A 17438-nucleotide genomic window follows, 5' to 3' on the forward strand; every position below is an offset into this window, starting at 1 on the left:
CTTGAGGAGGTCCGCCTTATGAGCTCCCCCGCAGACCTGGCTGGCGCCAGCCCCCACAGGCTGCGCGGTGACGCACCCGCACCACCTCCCCGCCGTCGCCACCGGCTGTCCTTCACGGCCCTCAAGACGACGATGGCGGTCACCGGCACCGTCATGGCGCTGTTCGTGGCAGTGCACATGCTCGGCAACCTCAAGGCCTTTGCCGGGCCGCAGGCTTACAACGACTACGCCGCCTGGCTGCGGGAGGCCCTGTACCCGCTGCTGCCGGTGGAGGGGCTGCTGTGGCTCATGCGCCTGGTGCTGGGCACCTGCCTGCTCCTGCACGTCCTGGCGGGGCTGGCGCTGTGGCGGCGGGGCAGGGACGCCCGTGGCCCGCACCGCCGTCAGGGCCTGCGCAGGCACAGCCTGCCAGCCAGCTCCATGCTGGCCACCGGCGCCCTGACCGGCCTGTTCGTGCTGGTGCACCTGCTGGACCTGACTGTCGGCGCCCTGGTGGCCGCCCCGGGCTACACGCCCCCGGACCACAGTGGCGGGGCGGTGCAGGTCTCCGCCTACCAGAACCTGGTGGCCAGCCTCTCGCGCCCGGGCATGGCCCTGTTCTACACCGCCGTCATGCTGGCCCTGGGCACGCACCTGGCCCAGGGGCTGTGGAACGTGGTGACCGACCTCGGGGGCACCGGGCTGCGCCTGCGCCGGGCGTTCCTGGTCCTGTCCCACGCGGCCGCGCTGCTGGTGGTGCTGGTCAACGGGGCCCTGCCGCTGCTGGTCCTCACCGGGGTGATCTCATGAGTACGCCACCCGCAGCCCGCCACCCCTCCCCCGGTCGGCCCGCCCCGGGCCAGCCGTCGGCCCCCAGCGCCCCGGAGGCGGTGGACGGCCTGTACGCCGTCGGCCCGGACCTGGACCCCCACCTGCCGGACTGTCCGCCCGAGCTGGCCTGGCAGCGGCGTCGTGAGGAGTACCGCCTGGTCAGTCCCGCCAACCGGCGCAGGCTGACGGTGATCGTGGTGGGAACGGGCCTGGCGGGGGCGGGGGCCGCGGCGGCACTGGGCCAGCTGGGCTACCGGGTGGAGTGCTTCACGATCCACGACGCCGCCCGCCGTGCCCACTCGGTGGCCGCCCAGGGCGGGATCAACGCCGCCCGGGCCCGCAAGGTGGACGGCGACTCGCTGCACCGCTTCGTCAAGGACACCGTGAAGGGCGGCGACTTCCGGGGCCGGGAGGCTGAGGCGGTGCGCCTGGGGCAGGAGTCCGGGCGGGTCATCGACCACATGCTCGCCATCGGGGCGCCTTTCGCCCGCGAGTACGGGGGCCAGCTGGCCACCCGCTCCTTCGGGGGCGTGCAGGTCTCCCGCACCTACTACACGCGTGGGCAGACCGGCCAGCAGCTGGAGGTCGCAAGCGCCCAGGCCCTCCAGGAGCAGGTGGCGGCCGGGACCGTCCACCTGCACACCCGCACCGAGATGCTGGACCTGATCGTGGCCGAGGGCCGCGCCCAGGGCATCGTGACCCGGGACCTGCTCTCGGGGGAGCTGCGGGCCTGGACCGCTCACGCGGTGGTCCTGGCCACCGGCGGCTACGGCAGCGTCTACCACTACTCCACCCTGGCCATGAGCTCCAACGCCACCGCCACCTGGCGGGCGCACCGGCGGGGGGCGGCCTTCGCCAGCGCCTGCATGGTGCAGTTCCACCCCACGGCCCTGCCCGTAAGCTCCCGCTGGCAGCCCAAGACCACGCTCATGAGCGAGTCGCTGCGCAACGACGGGCGCATCTGGGTGCCCGTGCAGCCGGCAGACCCCCGCCCCGCCAACGAGATCCCAGAGGCGGAGCGGGACTACTACCTGGAGCGCAAGTACCCGGCCTTCGGAAACCTGACGCCCCGGGACGTCGCCTCCCGCAGCGCCCGCGAGCAGATCGAGTCCGGGCGCGGCGTGGGGCCGCTGCGCAACTCCGTCTACCTGGACTTCCGGGACGCGCTCGCCCGCCTGGGCCGGGAGGTGGTGGCCGCCCGCTACGGGAACCTGTTCTCCATGTACCTGGACGCCACCGGTGAGGACCCCTACGAGGTGCCCATGCGCATCGCCCCCGGTGCGCACTTCACCATGGGCGGCCTGTGGGTGGACTTTGACCAGATGAGCACGGTCCCGGGGCTCTTTGTGGGCGGGGAGGCCGCCAACAGCTACCACGGTGCGAACCGCCTGGGCGCCAACTCCCTGCTGAGCGCCAGCGTGGACGGCTGGTTCGTGCTGCCCCTGGCGGTACCCAGCTACCTGGCCGGCCTGGTGGGTCAGGAGCCCTTGTCCCCTAAGGCCCCGGAGGCGACGGCGGCCCTGGCGCAGGCCCAGGCCCGGGTCCAGGGGCTGCTGGAGGTGGCGGGCACGCACCGGCCGGTCTGGTTCCACCGGCAGCTCGGGGAGCTGCTGTACAAGGGCTGCGGGGTCAGCCGCTCGGAGGCGGGGCTTCGGCACACCCTGACGCAGGTACGGGCGCTGCGGGAGCGGTTCTGGCAGGACGTGCTGGTGGTCGGGGGCGCGGAGCGCCTGAACCAGGAGCTGGAGAAGGCGCTGCGGGTGGCTGACTTCCTGGAGCTGGCGGAGGTCATGGTGCTGGACGCCCTGGACCGGCGGGAGTCAGCGGGCGCGCACTTCCGGGAGGAGCACGCCACGGAGCAGGGGGAGGCGCAGCGGGACGACGCCCGCTGGTGCGCGGTGTCGGCCTGGCTCACGGGCCCGGACGGGTCCCACACCCGGTGCCGTGAGCCGCTGCGCTTCTCCATGGTGCCTATGCAGGTGAGGGACTACCGATGATCGTGGAGCTGGAGATCTGGCGGCAGGACGGGCCACGCGCCCCGGGCCGCTTCGTGACGTACACGGTGGCGGACGCCCAGCCGGAGATGAGCCTGCTGGAGCTCCTGGACCGCCTGAACGACCAGATCATCACCGAGGGCGGGGAGCCGGTGGCCTTCGAGTCCGACTGCCGGGAGGGGGCGTGCGGCATGTGCGGCTTCCTGGTCAACGGCAGGCCGCACGGCCCGGTGGACAGTACCCCAGCCTGCCGCCAGCACCTGCGGGCCTTCCCGGGGCTGCGGCGCCTCCGCCTGGAGCCGTGGCGGGCGGCGGCCTTCCCGGTGGTCCGGGACCTGGTGGTGGACCGCAGCGCCCTGGACGAGCTGGTGCGGGCCGGGGGCACGGTGGCGGTGGCTGCCGGGACCGCCCCGGACGCCGACGCCGTCGCCCAGCCTTACCGGCAGGCGGAGGCGGCCCTGGACTTTGCGGCCTGTATCGGTTGCGGGGCCTGTGTGGCGGCCTGCCCCAACGGGGCGGCGATGCTGTTCGCGGGCGCCAAGCTGGCGCAACTGGCGCTGATGCCGCAAGGGCGCCAGGAGCGCGCGCGGCGGGCCAGGGCCATGGCGCGGGCCCTGGATGAGGCTTTCGGCCCCTGCTCGGTATACGGCGAGTGCGTGCCTGCCTGCCCCGCCGGTATCCCCTTGACGGCGGTGGCCGCCGTCAACCGGGAGGTGCTGCGGGCAGGCTGGCTGGGACCCAGCCGCGACGACTGAGCCCCCGGTGGGAGCTTGACGACACCGCCGCACCGTGTGTCCGACGCAGCCTGCCAGCTCGCTGAAGTCCCCCTTAAGCCTGGGGCCTAGCTCCCCGTCGTCCTCCGGGACTGGCGGGGTCTATTTCTTGGAGCAGGCAATGGCGCTTTCCGCCTCTGGACCACTTCGATGACGCAGCGGCACTTCGAGGCGAGCAGAGACCTGCGGGACTACGCCTAGCGACCCCTGACGCGGGCGTCCTTGTCACTGGCGGAGGCTTAGAACGGTTCCCACCGCAACCGGCCAGCAGGCAAACCGCGTCGTTCCAATGATCCTCTCCGCCGTCGACCGGCCACCGAGGCTCCTACGCCTCCACCAGTGACAAAACTGAGAGGCCAGCCCCTCAGACCCGGTTGACGCGGTCCACGCTGGAGCCGGGGCGGACCCCCGGGTACTCGGCGGCCTGCTTGCGCCGGTGCATGGCGATGTAGTGGCGCTCCACCTCGCCGGTGTACACCTGGCGGGGTCGGCCGATGCGCTTGGCGGGGTCGGCGATCATCTCCCGGTACTGGGCGATCCAGCCGGGCAAGCGCCCCAGGGCGAACAGCGGGGTGAACATCTTGGTGGGGAAGCCCATGGCCTGGTAGATCAGGCCCGTGTAGAAGTCCACGTTGGGGTAGAGCTTGCGGGAGACGAAGTAGTCGTCGCTCAGGGCGACCTCCTCCAGCTCCATGGCGATGTCCAGCTTGCGGTCGCCGTCGGAGGAGCCCAGGCGCATGAGGACGTCGTGGGCAGCCTCCTTGACCAGGGCGGCGCGCGGGTCGTAGTTCTTGTAGACGCGGTGCCCGAAGCCCATGAGGCGCACGCCGTCCTCCCGGTCCTTGACCTTGCGCACGAACTCAGAGGTGCTCAGGCCCTCCGACTCGATCCGGTCGAGCATGCGCAGCACCGCCTCGTTCGCCCCGCCGTGCAGCGGGCCGGACAGCGCCCCCACCCCGGCGGACACCGAGGCGTACATGTTGGCGTCGGCCGAGCCCACCAGGCGCACGGTGGAGGTGGAGCAGTTCTGCTCGTGGTCGGCGTGCAGGATCAGCAGCATGTCCAGGGCGCGCACCACCACCGGGTCGATGTCCGGGGCCTGATAGGGCATCCCGAAGGTCATGTTCAGGAAGTCCTCCACATAGCCGCGCTTGGGGTCCGGGTAGAGCAGCGGCAGGCCGATAGCGCGCCGGGCGATGTAGGAGATCATCGTCGGCATCTTGCTGAGGAGGAGCACGGTGGCCAGCTCGCACTCGTAGGGGTCGTAAGGGTTGAGGGTGTCCTCGTAGTAGGTGGCCAGGCCCGCGATCCCCGCCTGGAGTATGGCCATGGGGTGGCCGGAGGAGGGGAAGGAGGTGAAGAAGCTGCGGAAGTCCTCGTGCAGGAGGCGGTGGCGGGCCACTCGCCGGTCGAACTGCTCGAAGGTCTCCTGGTCCGGCAGCTCACCGTGGATCAGCAGGTAGGCGACCTCCAGGAAGGTGGAGGACTTGGCCAGCTCGGCGATCGGGTAGCCGCGGTAGCGCAGGACTCCGGCAGCACCGTCGATGTAGGTGATCTCGGAGGTGCAGGCAGCGGTGTTGGTGAAGCCGGGGTCCAGGGTGACCATGCCTGTGGTCCCCAGGAGCCTGCCGATGCCGAGGCCGTCCGAGCCGTCGGTGGCCAGGGTGCGCGGCAGCTCCAGGCTGGCTGGCCCCACAGTGAGGGTCCCGGGGCAGTCGAGCTTGCTCATGTCGGTGCTCTGGTCAGTCATGGCGCCTCCTTCAGATCGGCGGGTTCGGCGGTTAGGCCTTAGGTCCCCAGAGTCATACTGTACGTTGCGTCACCTTTTCCCGTCCTGGGTTGCGGCGGGACTCTTCACAGCCAGCTCCCGAGGGCGCCTGGGCCGCTGACGGCAAACAACTTGAGAAGAACTCCAAACAACTTACAAGAACTCAGAAACCCCTGCAATCTCAACGTTCTCTGAGGGTTGCACGTACTGGGGCCCCACCGGGGGCCCAGAAAGTTGTTTAAACAACTCAGCGGCGCAGCAGGCTGGTGCCCCGCAGCCGGGCCGCAGCCGCCCGCACCCGCTCGTCAGAGCCGGTCAGGGACACCCGCACCCGCCCCGCTCCCGCCCGGCCCCTGCCTGGCCACACCTCCAACCTCTTGAAAAGTTGTTTGAACAACTTGATGCTTATGCCATGCACAACACTGTCCGGTCAGCACTTAAGGCGATCGCCGCCGGAGCGACAGCCGACAGCCAAGAACATCAGCACCTTGACTTCAAGGAGGACCCTGCACGCTCCCAGAAGCCCGGCGGCAACCCGGAGGCCCGGCGCACCGAGATGCTGCTGGACGCCGCAATCTGCTTCGCAAACGCCGACGGAGAGTCCTTCATCGTACTCGGCGTCCGCGACGACCAAGCAGGCCCCCAAGCCTTCACGGGCACCCAGGCCATGCCAGACAAGATCATGCGCGAGATCTTCAACAAGACGACACCTAACCTCACTGTGGAAGCCACGGAAGAGGAGTTCCAAGGTACCCGTTTGATCGTCGTGCGCGTTCCGCAAGGGCTGAGCGTCTACAGCCGTCGCAACGGCGCTGCCACCCGACGCAACAGGAAGTCCTGTATACCTCTGTCAGAGGACGAACGTCGCACCCTCCAGTTCCAGCGCCTCAACCCCGACCACTCTAAGCTCCCTTCACCGCTCACTCTGCCTAACTTGAGCCCCTTAGCCCTTAGCACGGGCATACAACTGTTCAACACAAGACACCCAGACGACTCTGTCCAGACACCTGAGGCCCTGCTGCGCCGCCTGGGACTGGTGACTTCGGACGGCATCCTGCTAAAAGCCGCTGAGATTCTTTTCGGCCCCCCGCAACCTGGGCGCATCATGGCTCAGCACCTGTGGCGCACCGCCCCGGGGCAAGAGCCCGAGCGCAACGACGTTAACAGCCCTCTAGTGCTAGCTATCCAAGAGATGCGGGAACGGGTGCACACACATTCCAACACGGAGATGGAGCGCGTAGAACTCCCCACCGGACAGGAGCGCCAGATTCAGGACTTTCCCGCCAGCGCTGTGGACGAGGTCGTCCTCAACGCCTTCGCCCACCGCGACTGGGAACTCTCACAACCGATAATCGTCGATCAGTCTCCACATATCTTAAGCGTTCAGTCACCAGGAGGTTTGCCAGTGGGCGTAGACCCACAGCGCCTCCTCACCACCCCATCAACTCCTCGCAACCCTACGCTCATGCAGGCACTGCACCACTTAGGCCTTGTTGAGCAGACTTCACGCGGCTTCGACCGCATGTGGACCTCGATGCTCTCATCTGGACGGCCTGCCCCCGAAGTGGACGCCAACGAGTTCCGGGTTCGGGTCAGTTTTACCGCCTCGGTCGTGGACACTTCTTTCGTCAGGGCGCTCTCCCTTCTGCACACCGTGATTGACGAGCAACTGACCGCCAACGTCAATGTCCTGCTGGTGCTGAAGGAACTGACTCGCACCAGTGTCCTTACCGAAGGCACTGCCTCAGAGCTTTTACAGCTGAGCAGGCAGGAGTGCCGCGAGACCTTGGCATGGCTGAAGGGGATCGGCCTGCTGGTGACCAGTCACAGCAGCAACCTCTGGTCCCTAGCTCCCCGAGTACTAGCGATGCTGCGGACACAGGGAGTGGAGACGCCAGCCGAGGGAGACGTCCAAGGATGGATCATCGACGCAGTCAAAGGCGGCGCCGTCACCAACCGACAAGTTGTTGCTGCCACCGGAGCCCAGTCGACCGTGGTCACTGAGGTACTACGCCACCTGGCAAACACTGGCGCCATCAGGAAGGACCCTAACGGACCGGAGCGCGGCTCCAGGGTGCGGTGGATCGCCGTCTAGGCAGGCACCCTGGAACAGTCCTCACCCCATCAGCCCACCCCAGGAGCCAACTCTTCACAGCCAGCTCCCGAGGGCACCTGGGCCGCTGACGGCAAACAACTTGAGAAGAACTCCAAACAACTTACAAGAACTCAGAAAACCCTGCAATCTCAACGTTCTCTGAGGGTTGCACGTACTGGGTCCCCACCGGGGGCCCAAAAAGTTGTTTAAACAACTCAGCGGCGCAGCAGGCTGGTGCCCCGCAGCCGGGCCGCAGCCGCCCGCACCCGCTCGTCAGAGCCGGTCAGGGACACCCGCACCCGCCCGGCACCCGCCTGGCCGTAGAAGTCCCCCGGGGCCACCACGATCCCCAGCTCGGCAAAGGCCCCCACCAGGTCGAAGGCGCTCATCGACGCCGGGCCGCGCAGCCACAGGTACAGGCCCGCCACGGAGGCGGGGTCGTTGACCAGCCCGGCGGCCGCCGTCGCCTCCAGCAGGGTCTCCCGGCGCGCCCGGTAGACCTCCACCTGCGCGGCCACGTGCTCCTCGTCAGCCAGGGCGGCCAGCAGGGCGGCCTGCACCGGGGCGGGTACCAGCAGCCCGGCGTGCTTGCGGACCTCGGCGACAGCCGCCACCAGCGTGGCGTCACCCGCTAGGAAGGCCGCCCGGTAGCCAGCCAGGTTGGACTGCTTGGACAGGGAGTACAGGGCCAGCAGCCCGCGCAGGTCCGGGCCGCCGTCCGCCCGGGTGCCGGTCACGCGCGGGTCCAGGAGGCTGGGCACCCCCTGGCTGGCCCAGGGCTCGGCCCAGGCCAGCTCGGCGTAGCACTCGTCTGAGACGACGACGGCGCCACGCTGCCGCGCCCAGGCCACGACCCGGGCCAGCTGCTCCGTACTGAGCACGTGGCCGTCGGGGTTGCCGGGGCTGTTGAGCCAGACGAGCACCGGCCGGGCGGGGGCGCCGTCTGGTCCCGGCGGCAGCCGCCAGGTGGCGGGGTCGGCGTCGGTGTCCACGGGCACGGGCACCGCCCCGGCCAGGCGGGCCCCGACGTCGTAGGTGGGGTAGGCGGCGCGCGGGTGCAGCACCAGGTCGCCGGGGCGCGCCCCCAGCTGGAGGGCCAGCAGGGCCACCGCCTCCTTGGAGCCGATGGTGGGCAGGACCTCGCTGTCCCGCAGGTCGGTCACGCCCCGACGGCGGGCCCACCAGTCGATGATGGCGGCGCGCAGCTCCGGGGTCCCGGCCGCGGGCGGGTAGCCGGGGGCGTTGGCCGCGGCCTGCAGGGCCTGCTGGGCGAGGGCAGGCGTGGGGTCCACGGGGGTGCCCACGGCCAGGTCCACGACGCCGTCGGGGTGAAGGGCGGCCTGCTGCCGGTAGGGGCGCAGGGAGTCCCAGGGGAAGTCGGGCAGGGTGAGCGCCCGGGGCAGGGTCTGCGGGGCGGGGCTGGCGTCAGAGGCATTCACTAGACCATTGTGAGGCTACTGTGCGGCAGGGAAGCGGCCTCCTAGGACATGGCGTATCGCACCCGTTCCACCCCGGCTCCCGGACGCCAGGGGCCAGCGAACGGGGCGGAGGCGTCCAGATCGATGACGAACAGCGCGAGCCCGCCCGGAGTATCAAAGGTGATCCGCATGATTCCGCTGATCCTGCCAGGGCGCGCCTGGCCAGTAGCGGCCTTTGTCATCAATCCGGGCACCTGCCCGCCAGACACACCCCTCCAGACGCCCAGCCAGGCCCCGAGTCGGCCCATCGGCGGGCTCAGGCCAGGCCGTGGGACTCCAGGTAGTCCTGGTTCTGCGGGGGCAGGGCGGCGATCATCGGGTCGTCGTAGTCCACGGCCCCGACCTGCTGCGCCCCGCCGGGCGAGCCCAGTCCCTTGAGCTCAAAGAAGTCGATGTTGGCGCGGGTGTAGTCGCTCCACTCCTCCGGGACGTCGTCCTCGTAGAAGATCGCCTCGGTGGGGCACACGGGCTCGCAGGCCCCGCAGTCCACGCACTCGTCCGCGTTGATGTAGAGGCTGCGCTCACCCTCATAGATGCAGTCCACGGGACACTCGTCCACGCATGCCCTGTCCTTGACGTCCACGCAGGGCTGGGCGATGACGTAGGTCATGGAGGCGCTTCCTCTCCTGTCGGGATCCGGGCGGGACCCCGGATGCTGCCGGGAACAGTATCCGCCCGGCACCGGCACCACCCCAATCCTGGGCTGCCGTGCTCCTGAGCACGTTGAAGTGCCCCCAAGCACGTTTGGCGTTTTCGTGACCTCCGGCTCGTGTATTAGCAGCACAGTGCACAGCAGCGGCCACCCACGCCTTTGCCAGCCGTTCTCAGCCGCGGCGCCTGCCGGGCCGCCGCCAGTACCGGGTACACCCTCCCAGAGCCGCTCCCTGGGGCTGTGCCCGCAGGAGGCTGCCCACCGGCACTCCTAGCCGCAGGTGACGGAGTCGTTCGGCTCGTAGTGCACGGTGCGCACCTCGGTGGGCAGCTCCGTCCCGTTCAGGGACCGTCTACGGGTCACGGTGATGTCGAATCCCGGCTGCCCCTCCGGGTTGGGGAAGCAGTCCGCCTCCATGGAGTGGGAGTGCCCCTGCGGGACGATGTTGAACTTGTCGCTGGTGGAGATCTCGACGTCGTAGTGGTGGGTGGACCAGGCACGCACGTGCACGTGCCCGTCACCCACCCAGGCCTGGAGCAGCACGGCGTAGGGGGTGGTGTTGGTGAAGCGCATGTCGATCTGCCCGCTCCACAGGGTGGCCTCCAGCCCGGCGGGGTAGCGGGACATGTACTGGCTGTGCGGCGTGTGCTCGTCGTCCTCCATGCCGGCGGCGTAGGCGGCGTTGAAAACGGTCGTGGTCACCTGGGACAGGCCACCCCCCATACCGTTGACGTGCTTGGACCCCACGATCACGCCCGCCTCGGCGTAGCCGCGCTCCGGCTCCACCGGGCCGATGGTCTGGGCCATCGAGTAGCTCTGCCCAGGCAGGACCAGGGTGCCGTTGACGGCGGCGGTTCCGGTTCGCAGGTTCTGGTCGCGCTGCGGGTCGGACTCGAAGGGCGTGTCCGAGGAGCCGACCACCTCCTTGATTCCCAGGGCCTGGGCGGCCGCCTCACCGCTGGTGTCGGCGCTGCTCTCGGACAGCTCCAGGGTGACGGTACGGGTGGCCGCGCTGGCACCGCTCTTGGAGACGCCCTCCACGATGGCCTTGGACAGCTTCTCGCCGTCCACCACCTGGCCGGGAGCGGCCGCCTCCAGCTGGGGCTTGGCGTTGGGCGCTCCGGCCTCGGAGCCGTCGATGGTCCACTTGTAGCCGGTGGGCTGGGTCTCGATGCCCGTGCCGAAGCCCCCGAGCACCTGCTCCCGCAGCCGGGTGGGGTCCAGCACGACGGCCAGGGTGCCGCCCTCCTCCTTCACGGTAGCCAGGTTCTTCAGGTCCTCGGCACTGAGCTCGTGGGTCTGTGTGCTGGCGCGCCCCTCGGCCTCGGTGCCCGCCACGGTCAGGGTCACGGGGCCGGATACCAGGGGCTCCAGCACGTTCACGGCGAAGGCGCTGGCCTCGGCGTCAGTGACTGCTGGCTCGGTGACCCCCTCAGGCAGGACTATGGTCTCCCCCGCCGCTACCGGCCAGGAGGTGGAGAGCATCTCGGTGGCGGAGTCCAGGTCGACGCCGGTGCCTGCGGAGGCGGCGGTGCGTTGGACCTGCCCGTCCACCAGGCTCACCTGGGCGGACACCGCCCCGTGGGAGAGCTTGTCCAGGTGGTTGTACAGCTCGGCCCGCACGGCCTCGGGGTCGGCGGTGACAACCGCCTTGACCTCCTGCCCACCCATGACCCGTTGGAGGATCACCCGCGGGTTCATGGTGAAGCGGGTCAGGCTGCGGATGCTCTGTGCCCCGTCCACCTTGGCCTTGACGGCGCTCCCGCTGAGCTGGACGGTGGCGCCGTCGGCACTGACGGACAGCGGGCCGTTCACCTGCTCTGCGAGTGCCGTCTCGATCACCTGGACGGCCTCGTCATGGCTCAGACCACCAATAGGCACCCCGGAGCAGACGGTCCGGGCGGAGACGGTGGAGGAGGTCAGCACCGCGGCCAGTAACCAGAGCAGCACCACCCCGGCGACGGCGGCCATGCCCAGCATCCGGCCACGCGCCGCCAGGGGGCTCCAGGCCAGCGCCCCCTGGCTGGCCTGGGCCGTGCCTGCTGCCTGGGGCCGGGTGGGGCGCTTTCCGCCCGGGTGGGTGCGGCGGGCGCTGGAGGCCCGGGTTCGGCGTCTGCCGGGACGGTCAGCGGCAGGCTGGTCTGCGCGGCCGCGGGCCCCGCGCCGGGGGGCGGGCTCCTCCTCCAGCTCCTCCAGGCCAGGGACCGAGGCCAGCGGAAGGGTGCGGGACACCGGCGTCTGGCGCCTGCCGGGGCGGTCAGCGGCAGGCTGGTCTGCGCGGCCGCGGGCCTCGCGCCGGGGGGCGGGCTTCTCCTCCAGCTCCTCCAGGCCAGGGACCGAGGCCAGCGGAAGGGTGCGGGACAGGGGCTTTACGCTGCTGTCCTCGCGTTTCTGCGGGGACCGGGGCTGCTGGTCCCTGACCACAGGCATGCTGACTGAGGCGGGCGCCGGTGCCGGGTCACTGATCTCGATGGCGGGGCGGGGGTCCTGCTCCTCAAAGACCGGCACGCGCGTGGGTGCTTTCGGCCTGCTGACGGGGACAGTCTGGGTGGCTGCGGGGCCTTTCTGGGCCTCACGCGGCGCTGGGCGTGCGGCGGGCAGGTCTGGCGACCTGGTGCCGCTTGCCGGGGAGGTCTGCGCCGCCTGCCGCAGCTGGGTGGCGGCCTGCTCCTGCTCAGCCCGGGCCCGCTCTGTGGCGGCTCGTTCCTGTGCAGCTCGCCGTCGCTCAGCCGCTAAGCGCTCCTGCTCAGCCCGGGCCCGCTCAGCTGCCGCCTGCTTCTCTGCGGCTTGCGCCCGTTCCTCCTCAGCCGCCCGGGCCGCCCGCCTGCGCGCCATCCGGGACAGAGGCTTAGCGGCCTCGACCGGCTGGCTCCGCTCCGGCTGGGATGCTTCCTGCTGGACCGGCTCAGGCTCCGGCAGTAAGGGCGCGGCGGCCCGTCTTGGGGCTGGTGCCTGGTTACGGGGCTCCTCCCGCTGCTGCGCACGCCTGTCCGCCTCAGCCACCAGCCTGGCCGGCCGGGGGCGCACCGGTCGACGATGCGGGCGCACGCCGTCGTAGACGGAACCGCTGCCGGAACCGTGCAACGACTCGGTGTCGTCAAGCATCGTGACCTCCACTCCTCAGGGCGAGTGTGACGGGACTAGGACTCCGCTCGACGGCGACGCGCCGCCTCCTTGAAACGCTCCTGGGAGTCAAGGACAACTTTACGGATCCTGACGGCCTCCGGGGTGACCTCCACGCACTCGTCCTGCGCGGCGAACTCCAGGGCCTCCTCCAGGGTGAGACGGCGCGGGGGCACCAGGGACTCGAAGGAGTCCGCGGTGGAGGAGCGCATATTGGTCTGCTGCTTCTCCCGCACCACGTTCACGTCCATGTCCTCGTTACGCGGGTTCTCCCCCACCACCTGGCCCTCGTAGGTCTCCTCGGTGGGCGAGACGAAGAAGGTGCCGCGGTCCTGCAGGCGCACCAGGGCGTAGGCGGTGACGGCGCCCGCCCGGTCAGAGACCAGGGAGCCGGTGGTGCGGGCGATGATCGACCCCGCCCAGGGCTCGTAGCCCTCGGCGATGGAGGAGGCGATGCCGGTGCCGCGCGTCTCGGTGAGGAACTGGGTGCGGAAGCCGATCAGCCCTCGCGCGGGCACCAGGAACTCCATGCGCACCCAGCCGGTGCCGTGGTTGGTCATGGTCTCCATACGCCCCTTGCGGGCGGCCATCAGCTGGGTGACGGCGCCCAGGTACTCCTCAGGCACGTCCACCGTCATGCGCTCCACCGGCTCGTGGCGCTGCCCGTTGATGGTCCTGGTGACCACCTGGGGCTTGCCGACGGTCAGCTCGAAGCCCTCCCGGCGCATCTGCTCCACCAGGATCGCCAGGGCCAGCTCCCCACGCCCCTGCACCTCCCAGGCGTCCGGGCGGCTGGTGGGAAGCACCCGCAAGGACACGTTGCCTACCAGCTCGCGGTCCAGCCGGTCCTTGATCTGGCGGGCGGTCACCTTGGCGCCCTTGGTCCGCCCCGCCATGGGCGAGGTATTGATGCCGATGGTCATGGAGATGGCGGGGTCGTCCACGGTGATCAGGGGCAGGGGACGGGGGTCCTCAGGGTCCACCAGGGACTCGCCGATGGTGATCTCCTCGATGCCCGCGATGGCCACGATGTCACCGGCGTGGGCCTCCTGCGCGGGCTTACGCTCCAGGCCGTCGGTGACCAGCAGCTCAGAGACCCGGGCGGAGACCAGGCTGCCGTCGTGACGGGCCCAGCCCACGGCCTGCCCCTTGCGCAGGGTGCCGTTGTGGATGCGCAGCAGGGCCAGGCGCCCCAGGAAGGGGGAGGCGTCCAGGTTGGTGACGTGGGCCTGCAGGGGCGCGCCCTCCTCGTAGCTAGGGCCGGGGATCCGCTCGATGATGGTACGGAACAGGGGCTCCAGGTCGGTGCTGGTGGGCAGGGCGCCGTCCGCAGGCTGCTCGGTGTCGGCGCGGCGGGCCTTGGCGGAGGCGTAGACGACGGGCACGTCCAGCACGGCGTCCAGGTCGATGTCGGGCTGCTCGTCGGCCAGGTCGGAGGCCAGGGAGAGCAGCAGGTCGGTGGTCTCGGAGACGACCTCGCTGATGCGTGAGTCGGGGCGGTCCACCTTGTTTACCACGATGATGACGGGCAGGTTGGCGGCCAGGGCCTTGCGCAGCACGAAGCGGGTCTGGGGCAGCGGCCCCTCGGAGGCGTCCACCAGCAGGACGACGCCGTCGACCATGGACAGGCCGCGCTCCACCTCACCACCGAAGTCGGCGTGCCCGGGGGTGTCGATGACGTTGATGGTCACGCCCTCGGTCAGGCCCGCCGCCTCCGCCGCCGGCCCGGCGTAGTGCACGGCGGTGTTCTTGGCGAGGATGGTGATGCCCTTCTCCCGCTCCAGCTCACCGGAGTCCATGACGCGCTCGGTGGTGTTCTCCTGGGTGGCCCGGGCGCCGAAGGCCCCCGCCTCCCAGAGCATCGCGTCGACCAGGGTGGTCTTGCCGTGGTCCACGTGGGCGACGATGGCGACGTTACGCAGGTCCTGGCGCACGGTCATATACGGGTTCTTCCTTCAGGAGACGGGGCACCACGACCTTCTCGGCCCCTAGGCGCACGACCCGGCAAGGTTACCGGCAGGGCTCGGCCAGCAGCCGTGAGGGGCACGACACCTGGCCTGTGCGTCGTCTCACGCGCCGGGGCCCTGGACCTCAGGCGAGCAGCTGGCCGAGCAGCAGCAGCCCCAGCCCGGCGGCGGTGGCCACCACCGGGAGCAGCCGCCAGCTGCGGCGCACCGCAGGGCGCGCATTCGGGAGCCCGCCTGGCGCCTCGCTCAGGGTCTTGTTCGGGGGCCCGCTCAGGCCCTCGCGCTCAGCCTCCCCGGCCCGCGCCCCTGTCCCGACGCCGCGGCCCCTCCCCCCGGTCCCGCTGCCTGGGCCAGCAGCCAGCCGTCCCAGGACCCGGCGCTCCTGCGTACGCTCGGCGTAGGCCTCTATGAGGTCACCGGCGGCCACGCAGTCCAGGGTGGCCCGCCGCACCTGCTCGCTGGGCTCCAGCAGCTCCGGGGGCACCGTGCGGTGCTCCGCACCAGGGCCGGGCTTCCGCCCCAGGTTCCGGCTGGCGTGCCAGGAGCTGCGCAGGCCCCCGCTGCGGGGAGCGGCCGCCACCCGCACTACCCCGCCGTCCTTGAGCACTATCTCCAGGAACCAGCGGGCCCGGCACTGCTCCAGCTGGCGCCAGTCCACCTCGTGCCGCAGCCAGGTGTTGCGCACCAGCAGTCCCTGCTCCCGCAGCACCACGTCCGGGGCCCACCACATGGCCCAGACCACCACCAGCAGCAGCAGCGCCCACCCGGCAGCCGTCAGGCCAACGTGAAAGCCGTCCTTCCACCACACATAAGCCACCACCCAGGCGGCAGCCACGGCCGTGAGGGCGGCACCGGCTCGGGCCAGGCGCGAGCGGATGATCACTGTAGGCACGCTCCCATTCTGCCCTGGCGGGACCGCTGGAACGAGCACTGGGGCCCGGGATGCCGCAGCAACCCGGGCCCCAGCCGGTACCTTAGGGAGCTGACCCGCCCCCGACGGTCACTCCTTGACGAAGCCCATGTTCTCCGGGCGGAAGGAGGCCAGGCCCACCGCACCGAAGTTCGCCAGCTTCTTGGGCACGGCGGTCAGCTGCTGGCGCTCGTACATCGGGAAGTTGAACACGTTCTCCCAGACGAGCTTGTCGCACTCGTTGGCGAGCTTGCGGCGCTCGTCGTCGTCAGCAGTCTCACCGATCTTCTTGATGTACTCGTCGACCTCCGGCACGGAGAGCCTGGAGAAGTTGGAGTCGGAGCCCGTGCCGTAGATCTGGCCGATGTTGGCCATCGGGTACTGGGTGCCCTGCCAGGTGAAGGCCGTGATGGCGTAGTTGCCGGGGCGGATGTAGTCCTTGAAGTATAGGTTGGTGTCCACCGGGTTGAGGGTCATCTCGATGCCCACCTCCTTGAGCTGGGACTGCAGGAGGGTGGCCTCGTTCTCGGTGGTGGGGGTGCCAGCGGGCAGCGTGAAGGCGAAGGACAGGCGGGTGCCGTCCTTCTCGCGCACGCCGTCAGCCCCCGGCACCCAGCCGGCGTCGTCCAGCAGCTTCTTGGCGGCCTCGACGTCGTAGGACCAGTCCTTGCCGTTGTCCTGGTAGCCCTTCTGGCTGGGCATGAAGAAGTGGTTGCCCAGCAGCAGCTTGTCCACCTCCACGGGCAGGCCCGCCAGGTCGGACTGGGCGATGGAGGCCCGGTCGCAGGCGCGCACCACGGCCTGGCGCACGGTCTTGTCAGCCAGCACACCGGAGGAGCCGTTTATGGTGAAGTGGCGCCACTGGCGGCCGAAGTTCTGACGCACCTCAGCGTCCGAGCGGCCGATGCACTGGTTGTACACGTCCGCGGAGATGATGTAGTCCACCACGTCAATGGCGTTGTTGGCGAAGGAGGTGGCCTCAGCGGAGGCGTCCAGCACGCGGAAGGTGACCATGTCCAGCAGCGGCTTGGCGCCCCACCACTTCTCGTTGGGGACCAGCTTGACCAGCTGCTGGGCCTCGTCGTAGCTGTCCACCTTGAAGGGGCCCGCGAAGTAGTCGTTGTTGAAGGCGCCGTTGCCCGCCATGGAGTTGTTGAAGGCCTCCGCGGTGGACATGAGCTCCTTGGGGGAGACCCCGGAGAGCTTGCTGCTCCAGTCCGGGAAGACGGAGTCGAAGGTGACCTTGGCGGTGCGCTGGTCAACGATCTCTACGTTCTCGATCCGGTCGATGCCGTCGGTGGAGGCCCACTGGTAGGCCTCGTCCTTGGCGTGGACGATGGACTCGCGGATGTCCTCAGAGTCCATGGCGCGGCCATTGCCCCACACGGCCTTCTCGTTGAGGCTGATGGTGACCACCGTCTTGCCACCGACCTCCTCGGCCTCGAACTTGGTGTAGAAGTCCGGGTTCGGGGTGAAGCTGCCGTCGTCGGCCCAGTCCAGGAAGAACGGCGAGACGAAGTCCATGATGTTGCGCAGGTCAACACCGTTCCCGTCGACGTGGGAGGCGTTCCAGTTGGCGATGGTGGCGGTCATCGCGAACTTGAGCTCGCCGCCCTCCTTGAGCTCCGAGCGGTCCTTGCGGTTGACGGCGTCGGCGTTCGCCCCACCGGTGGCCCCAGAGGCCCCACCAGTGGCGCTCTCGTTCTTGGCGCAGGCGGCCAGCACCGCCAGGGCGGCTACAGAGGCGCTGCCTCCTAGGAACATGCGGCGGTTCATCATCATACGGGAGCTCCATTCATTCAGTGTGAGCTGATCATGACGCCGGGGACGGACGTCACGACACTACCGAAACATGCTGACACACCTGT

12 protein-coding genes are annotated in these 17438 nt (G+C 69.8%); 4 read left to right on the plus strand and 8 right to left on the minus strand.

The genetic code is table 11. The features are described from left to right. Window positions 1-18 precede the first annotated feature (18 nt). From JG540_RS08470 to JG540_RS08480, 3 genes are read left to right on the plus strand one after another with little or no spacing between them, the layout of a single operon-like run. Complete coding sequence (locus JG540_RS08470) at window positions 19-789, plus strand: succinate dehydrogenase cytochrome b subunit (RefSeq protein WP_200275332.1); 771 nt, start codon at window positions 19-21, stop codon at window positions 787-789. Continuing rightward, complete coding sequence (locus JG540_RS08475; RefSeq protein ID WP_200275334.1) at window positions 786-2807, plus strand: fumarate reductase/succinate dehydrogenase flavoprotein subunit; 2022 nt, start codon at window positions 786-788, stop codon at window positions 2805-2807. The genes JG540_RS08470 and JG540_RS08475 overlap by 4 nt, the downstream gene beginning before the upstream one ends. Next, entirely contained in the window at window positions 2804-3559 is a 756-nt protein-coding gene (locus JG540_RS08480; protein WP_200275336.1) for a succinate dehydrogenase/fumarate reductase iron-sulfur subunit, read from the plus strand. The genes JG540_RS08475 and JG540_RS08480 overlap by 4 nt, the downstream gene beginning before the upstream one ends. 382 nt (window positions 3560-3941) lie before the next feature. Here the strand turns inward: JG540_RS08480 and JG540_RS08485 are convergent, their stop codons facing one another. After that, entirely contained in the window at window positions 3942-5327 is a 1386-nt protein-coding gene (locus JG540_RS08485) for a citrate synthase (protein WP_200275338.1), read from the minus strand. Window positions 5328-5757: 430 nt separating this feature from the next. Here JG540_RS08485 and JG540_RS08490 point away from each other — a divergent pair, with 430 nt between their 5' ends. Further along, window positions 5758-7440, plus strand: a complete 1683-nt coding sequence (locus JG540_RS08490; protein WP_200275340.1) for an ATP-binding protein — start codon at window positions 5758-5760, stop codon at window positions 7438-7440. A gap of 215 nt (window positions 7441-7655) precedes the next feature. On the opposite strand, the gene dapC is transcribed toward JG540_RS08490, so the two are convergent. From dapC to JG540_RS08525, 7 genes are all read right to left on the minus strand, one after another. Beyond that, window positions 7656-8879, minus strand: a complete 1224-nt coding sequence (gene dapC, locus JG540_RS08495; protein WP_234042767.1) for a succinyldiaminopimelate transaminase — start codon at window positions 8877-8879, stop codon at window positions 7656-7658. Window positions 8880-8920: 41 nt separating this feature from the next. Continuing rightward, window positions 8921-9100 (minus strand): hypothetical protein, encoded by a 180-nt coding sequence (locus JG540_RS08500; protein ID WP_200275341.1) that lies wholly within the window; start codon window positions 9098-9100, stop codon window positions 8921-8923. A gap of 74 nt (window positions 9101-9174) precedes the next feature. Continuing rightward, complete coding sequence (gene fdxA / locus JG540_RS08505; RefSeq protein ID WP_200275342.1) at window positions 9175-9528, minus strand: ferredoxin; 354 nt, start codon at window positions 9526-9528, stop codon at window positions 9175-9177. Between the two features lie 312 nt (window positions 9529-9840). Continuing rightward, the gene (locus tag JG540_RS08510; RefSeq protein ID WP_200275343.1) at window positions 9841-12675 is read right to left on the minus strand and encodes a VanW family protein; all 2835 of its coding nucleotides are present in this window, start codon (window positions 12673-12675) and stop codon (window positions 9841-9843) included. Between the two features lie 35 nt (window positions 12676-12710). Further along, window positions 12711-14633: a translational GTPase TypA gene (typA, locus tag JG540_RS08515; RefSeq protein WP_200275344.1), complete on the minus strand. Its 1923-nt coding sequence runs from the start codon at window positions 14631-14633 to the stop codon at window positions 12711-12713. A 151-nt stretch (window positions 14634-14784) separates the two neighbouring features. Continuing rightward, window positions 14785-15552: a hypothetical protein gene (locus JG540_RS08520; RefSeq protein ID WP_200275345.1), complete on the minus strand. Its 768-nt coding sequence runs from the start codon at window positions 15550-15552 to the stop codon at window positions 14785-14787. 108 nt (window positions 15553-15660) lie between these two features. Next, a complete protein-coding gene (locus JG540_RS08525; protein WP_200275346.1) occupies window positions 15661-17352 on the minus strand; it encodes an ABC transporter family substrate-binding protein in 1692 nt (563 codons plus the stop codon). Between the last annotated feature and the right edge of the window lie 86 nt (window positions 17353-17438).

The organism is Actinomyces weissii (genome assembly GCF_016598775.1).
In the GTDB taxonomy this organism is placed as follows: domain Bacteria; phylum Actinomycetota; class Actinomycetes; order Actinomycetales; family Actinomycetaceae; genus Actinomyces; species Actinomyces weissii.

Coding starts and splice junctions, on each gene's coding strand:
- JG540_RS08470 (WP_200275332.1), top strand. CDS start 19: ATGAGCTCCCCCGCAGACCTGGCTGGCGCCAGCCCCCACAGGCTGCGC.
- JG540_RS08475 (WP_200275334.1), top strand. CDS start 786: ATGAGTACGCCACCCGCAGCCCGCCACCCCTCCCCCGGTCGGCCCGCC.
- JG540_RS08480 (WP_200275336.1), top strand. CDS start 2,804: ATGATCGTGGAGCTGGAGATCTGGCGGCAGGACGGGCCACGCGCCCCG.
- JG540_RS08485 (WP_200275338.1), bottom strand. CDS start 5,327: ATGACTGACCAGAGCACCGACATGAGCAAGCTCGACTGCCCCGGGACC.
- JG540_RS08490 (WP_200275340.1), top strand. CDS start 5,758: ATGCACAACACTGTCCGGTCAGCACTTAAGGCGATCGCCGCCGGAGCG.
- JG540_RS08500 (WP_200275341.1), bottom strand. CDS start 9,100: ATGACAAAGGCCGCTACTGGCCAGGCGCGCCCTGGCAGGATCAGCGGA.
- fdxA (WP_200275342.1), bottom strand. CDS start 9,528: ATGACCTACGTCATCGCCCAGCCCTGCGTGGACGTCAAGGACAGGGCA.
- JG540_RS08510 (WP_200275343.1), bottom strand. CDS start 12,675: ATGCTTGACGACACCGAGTCGTTGCACGGTTCCGGCAGCGGTTCCGTC.
- typA (WP_200275344.1), bottom strand. CDS start 14,633: ATGACCGTGCGCCAGGACCTGCGTAACGTCGCCATCGTCGCCCACGTG.
- JG540_RS08525 (WP_200275346.1), bottom strand. CDS start 17,352: ATGATGATGAACCGCCGCATGTTCCTAGGAGGCAGCGCCTCTGTAGCC.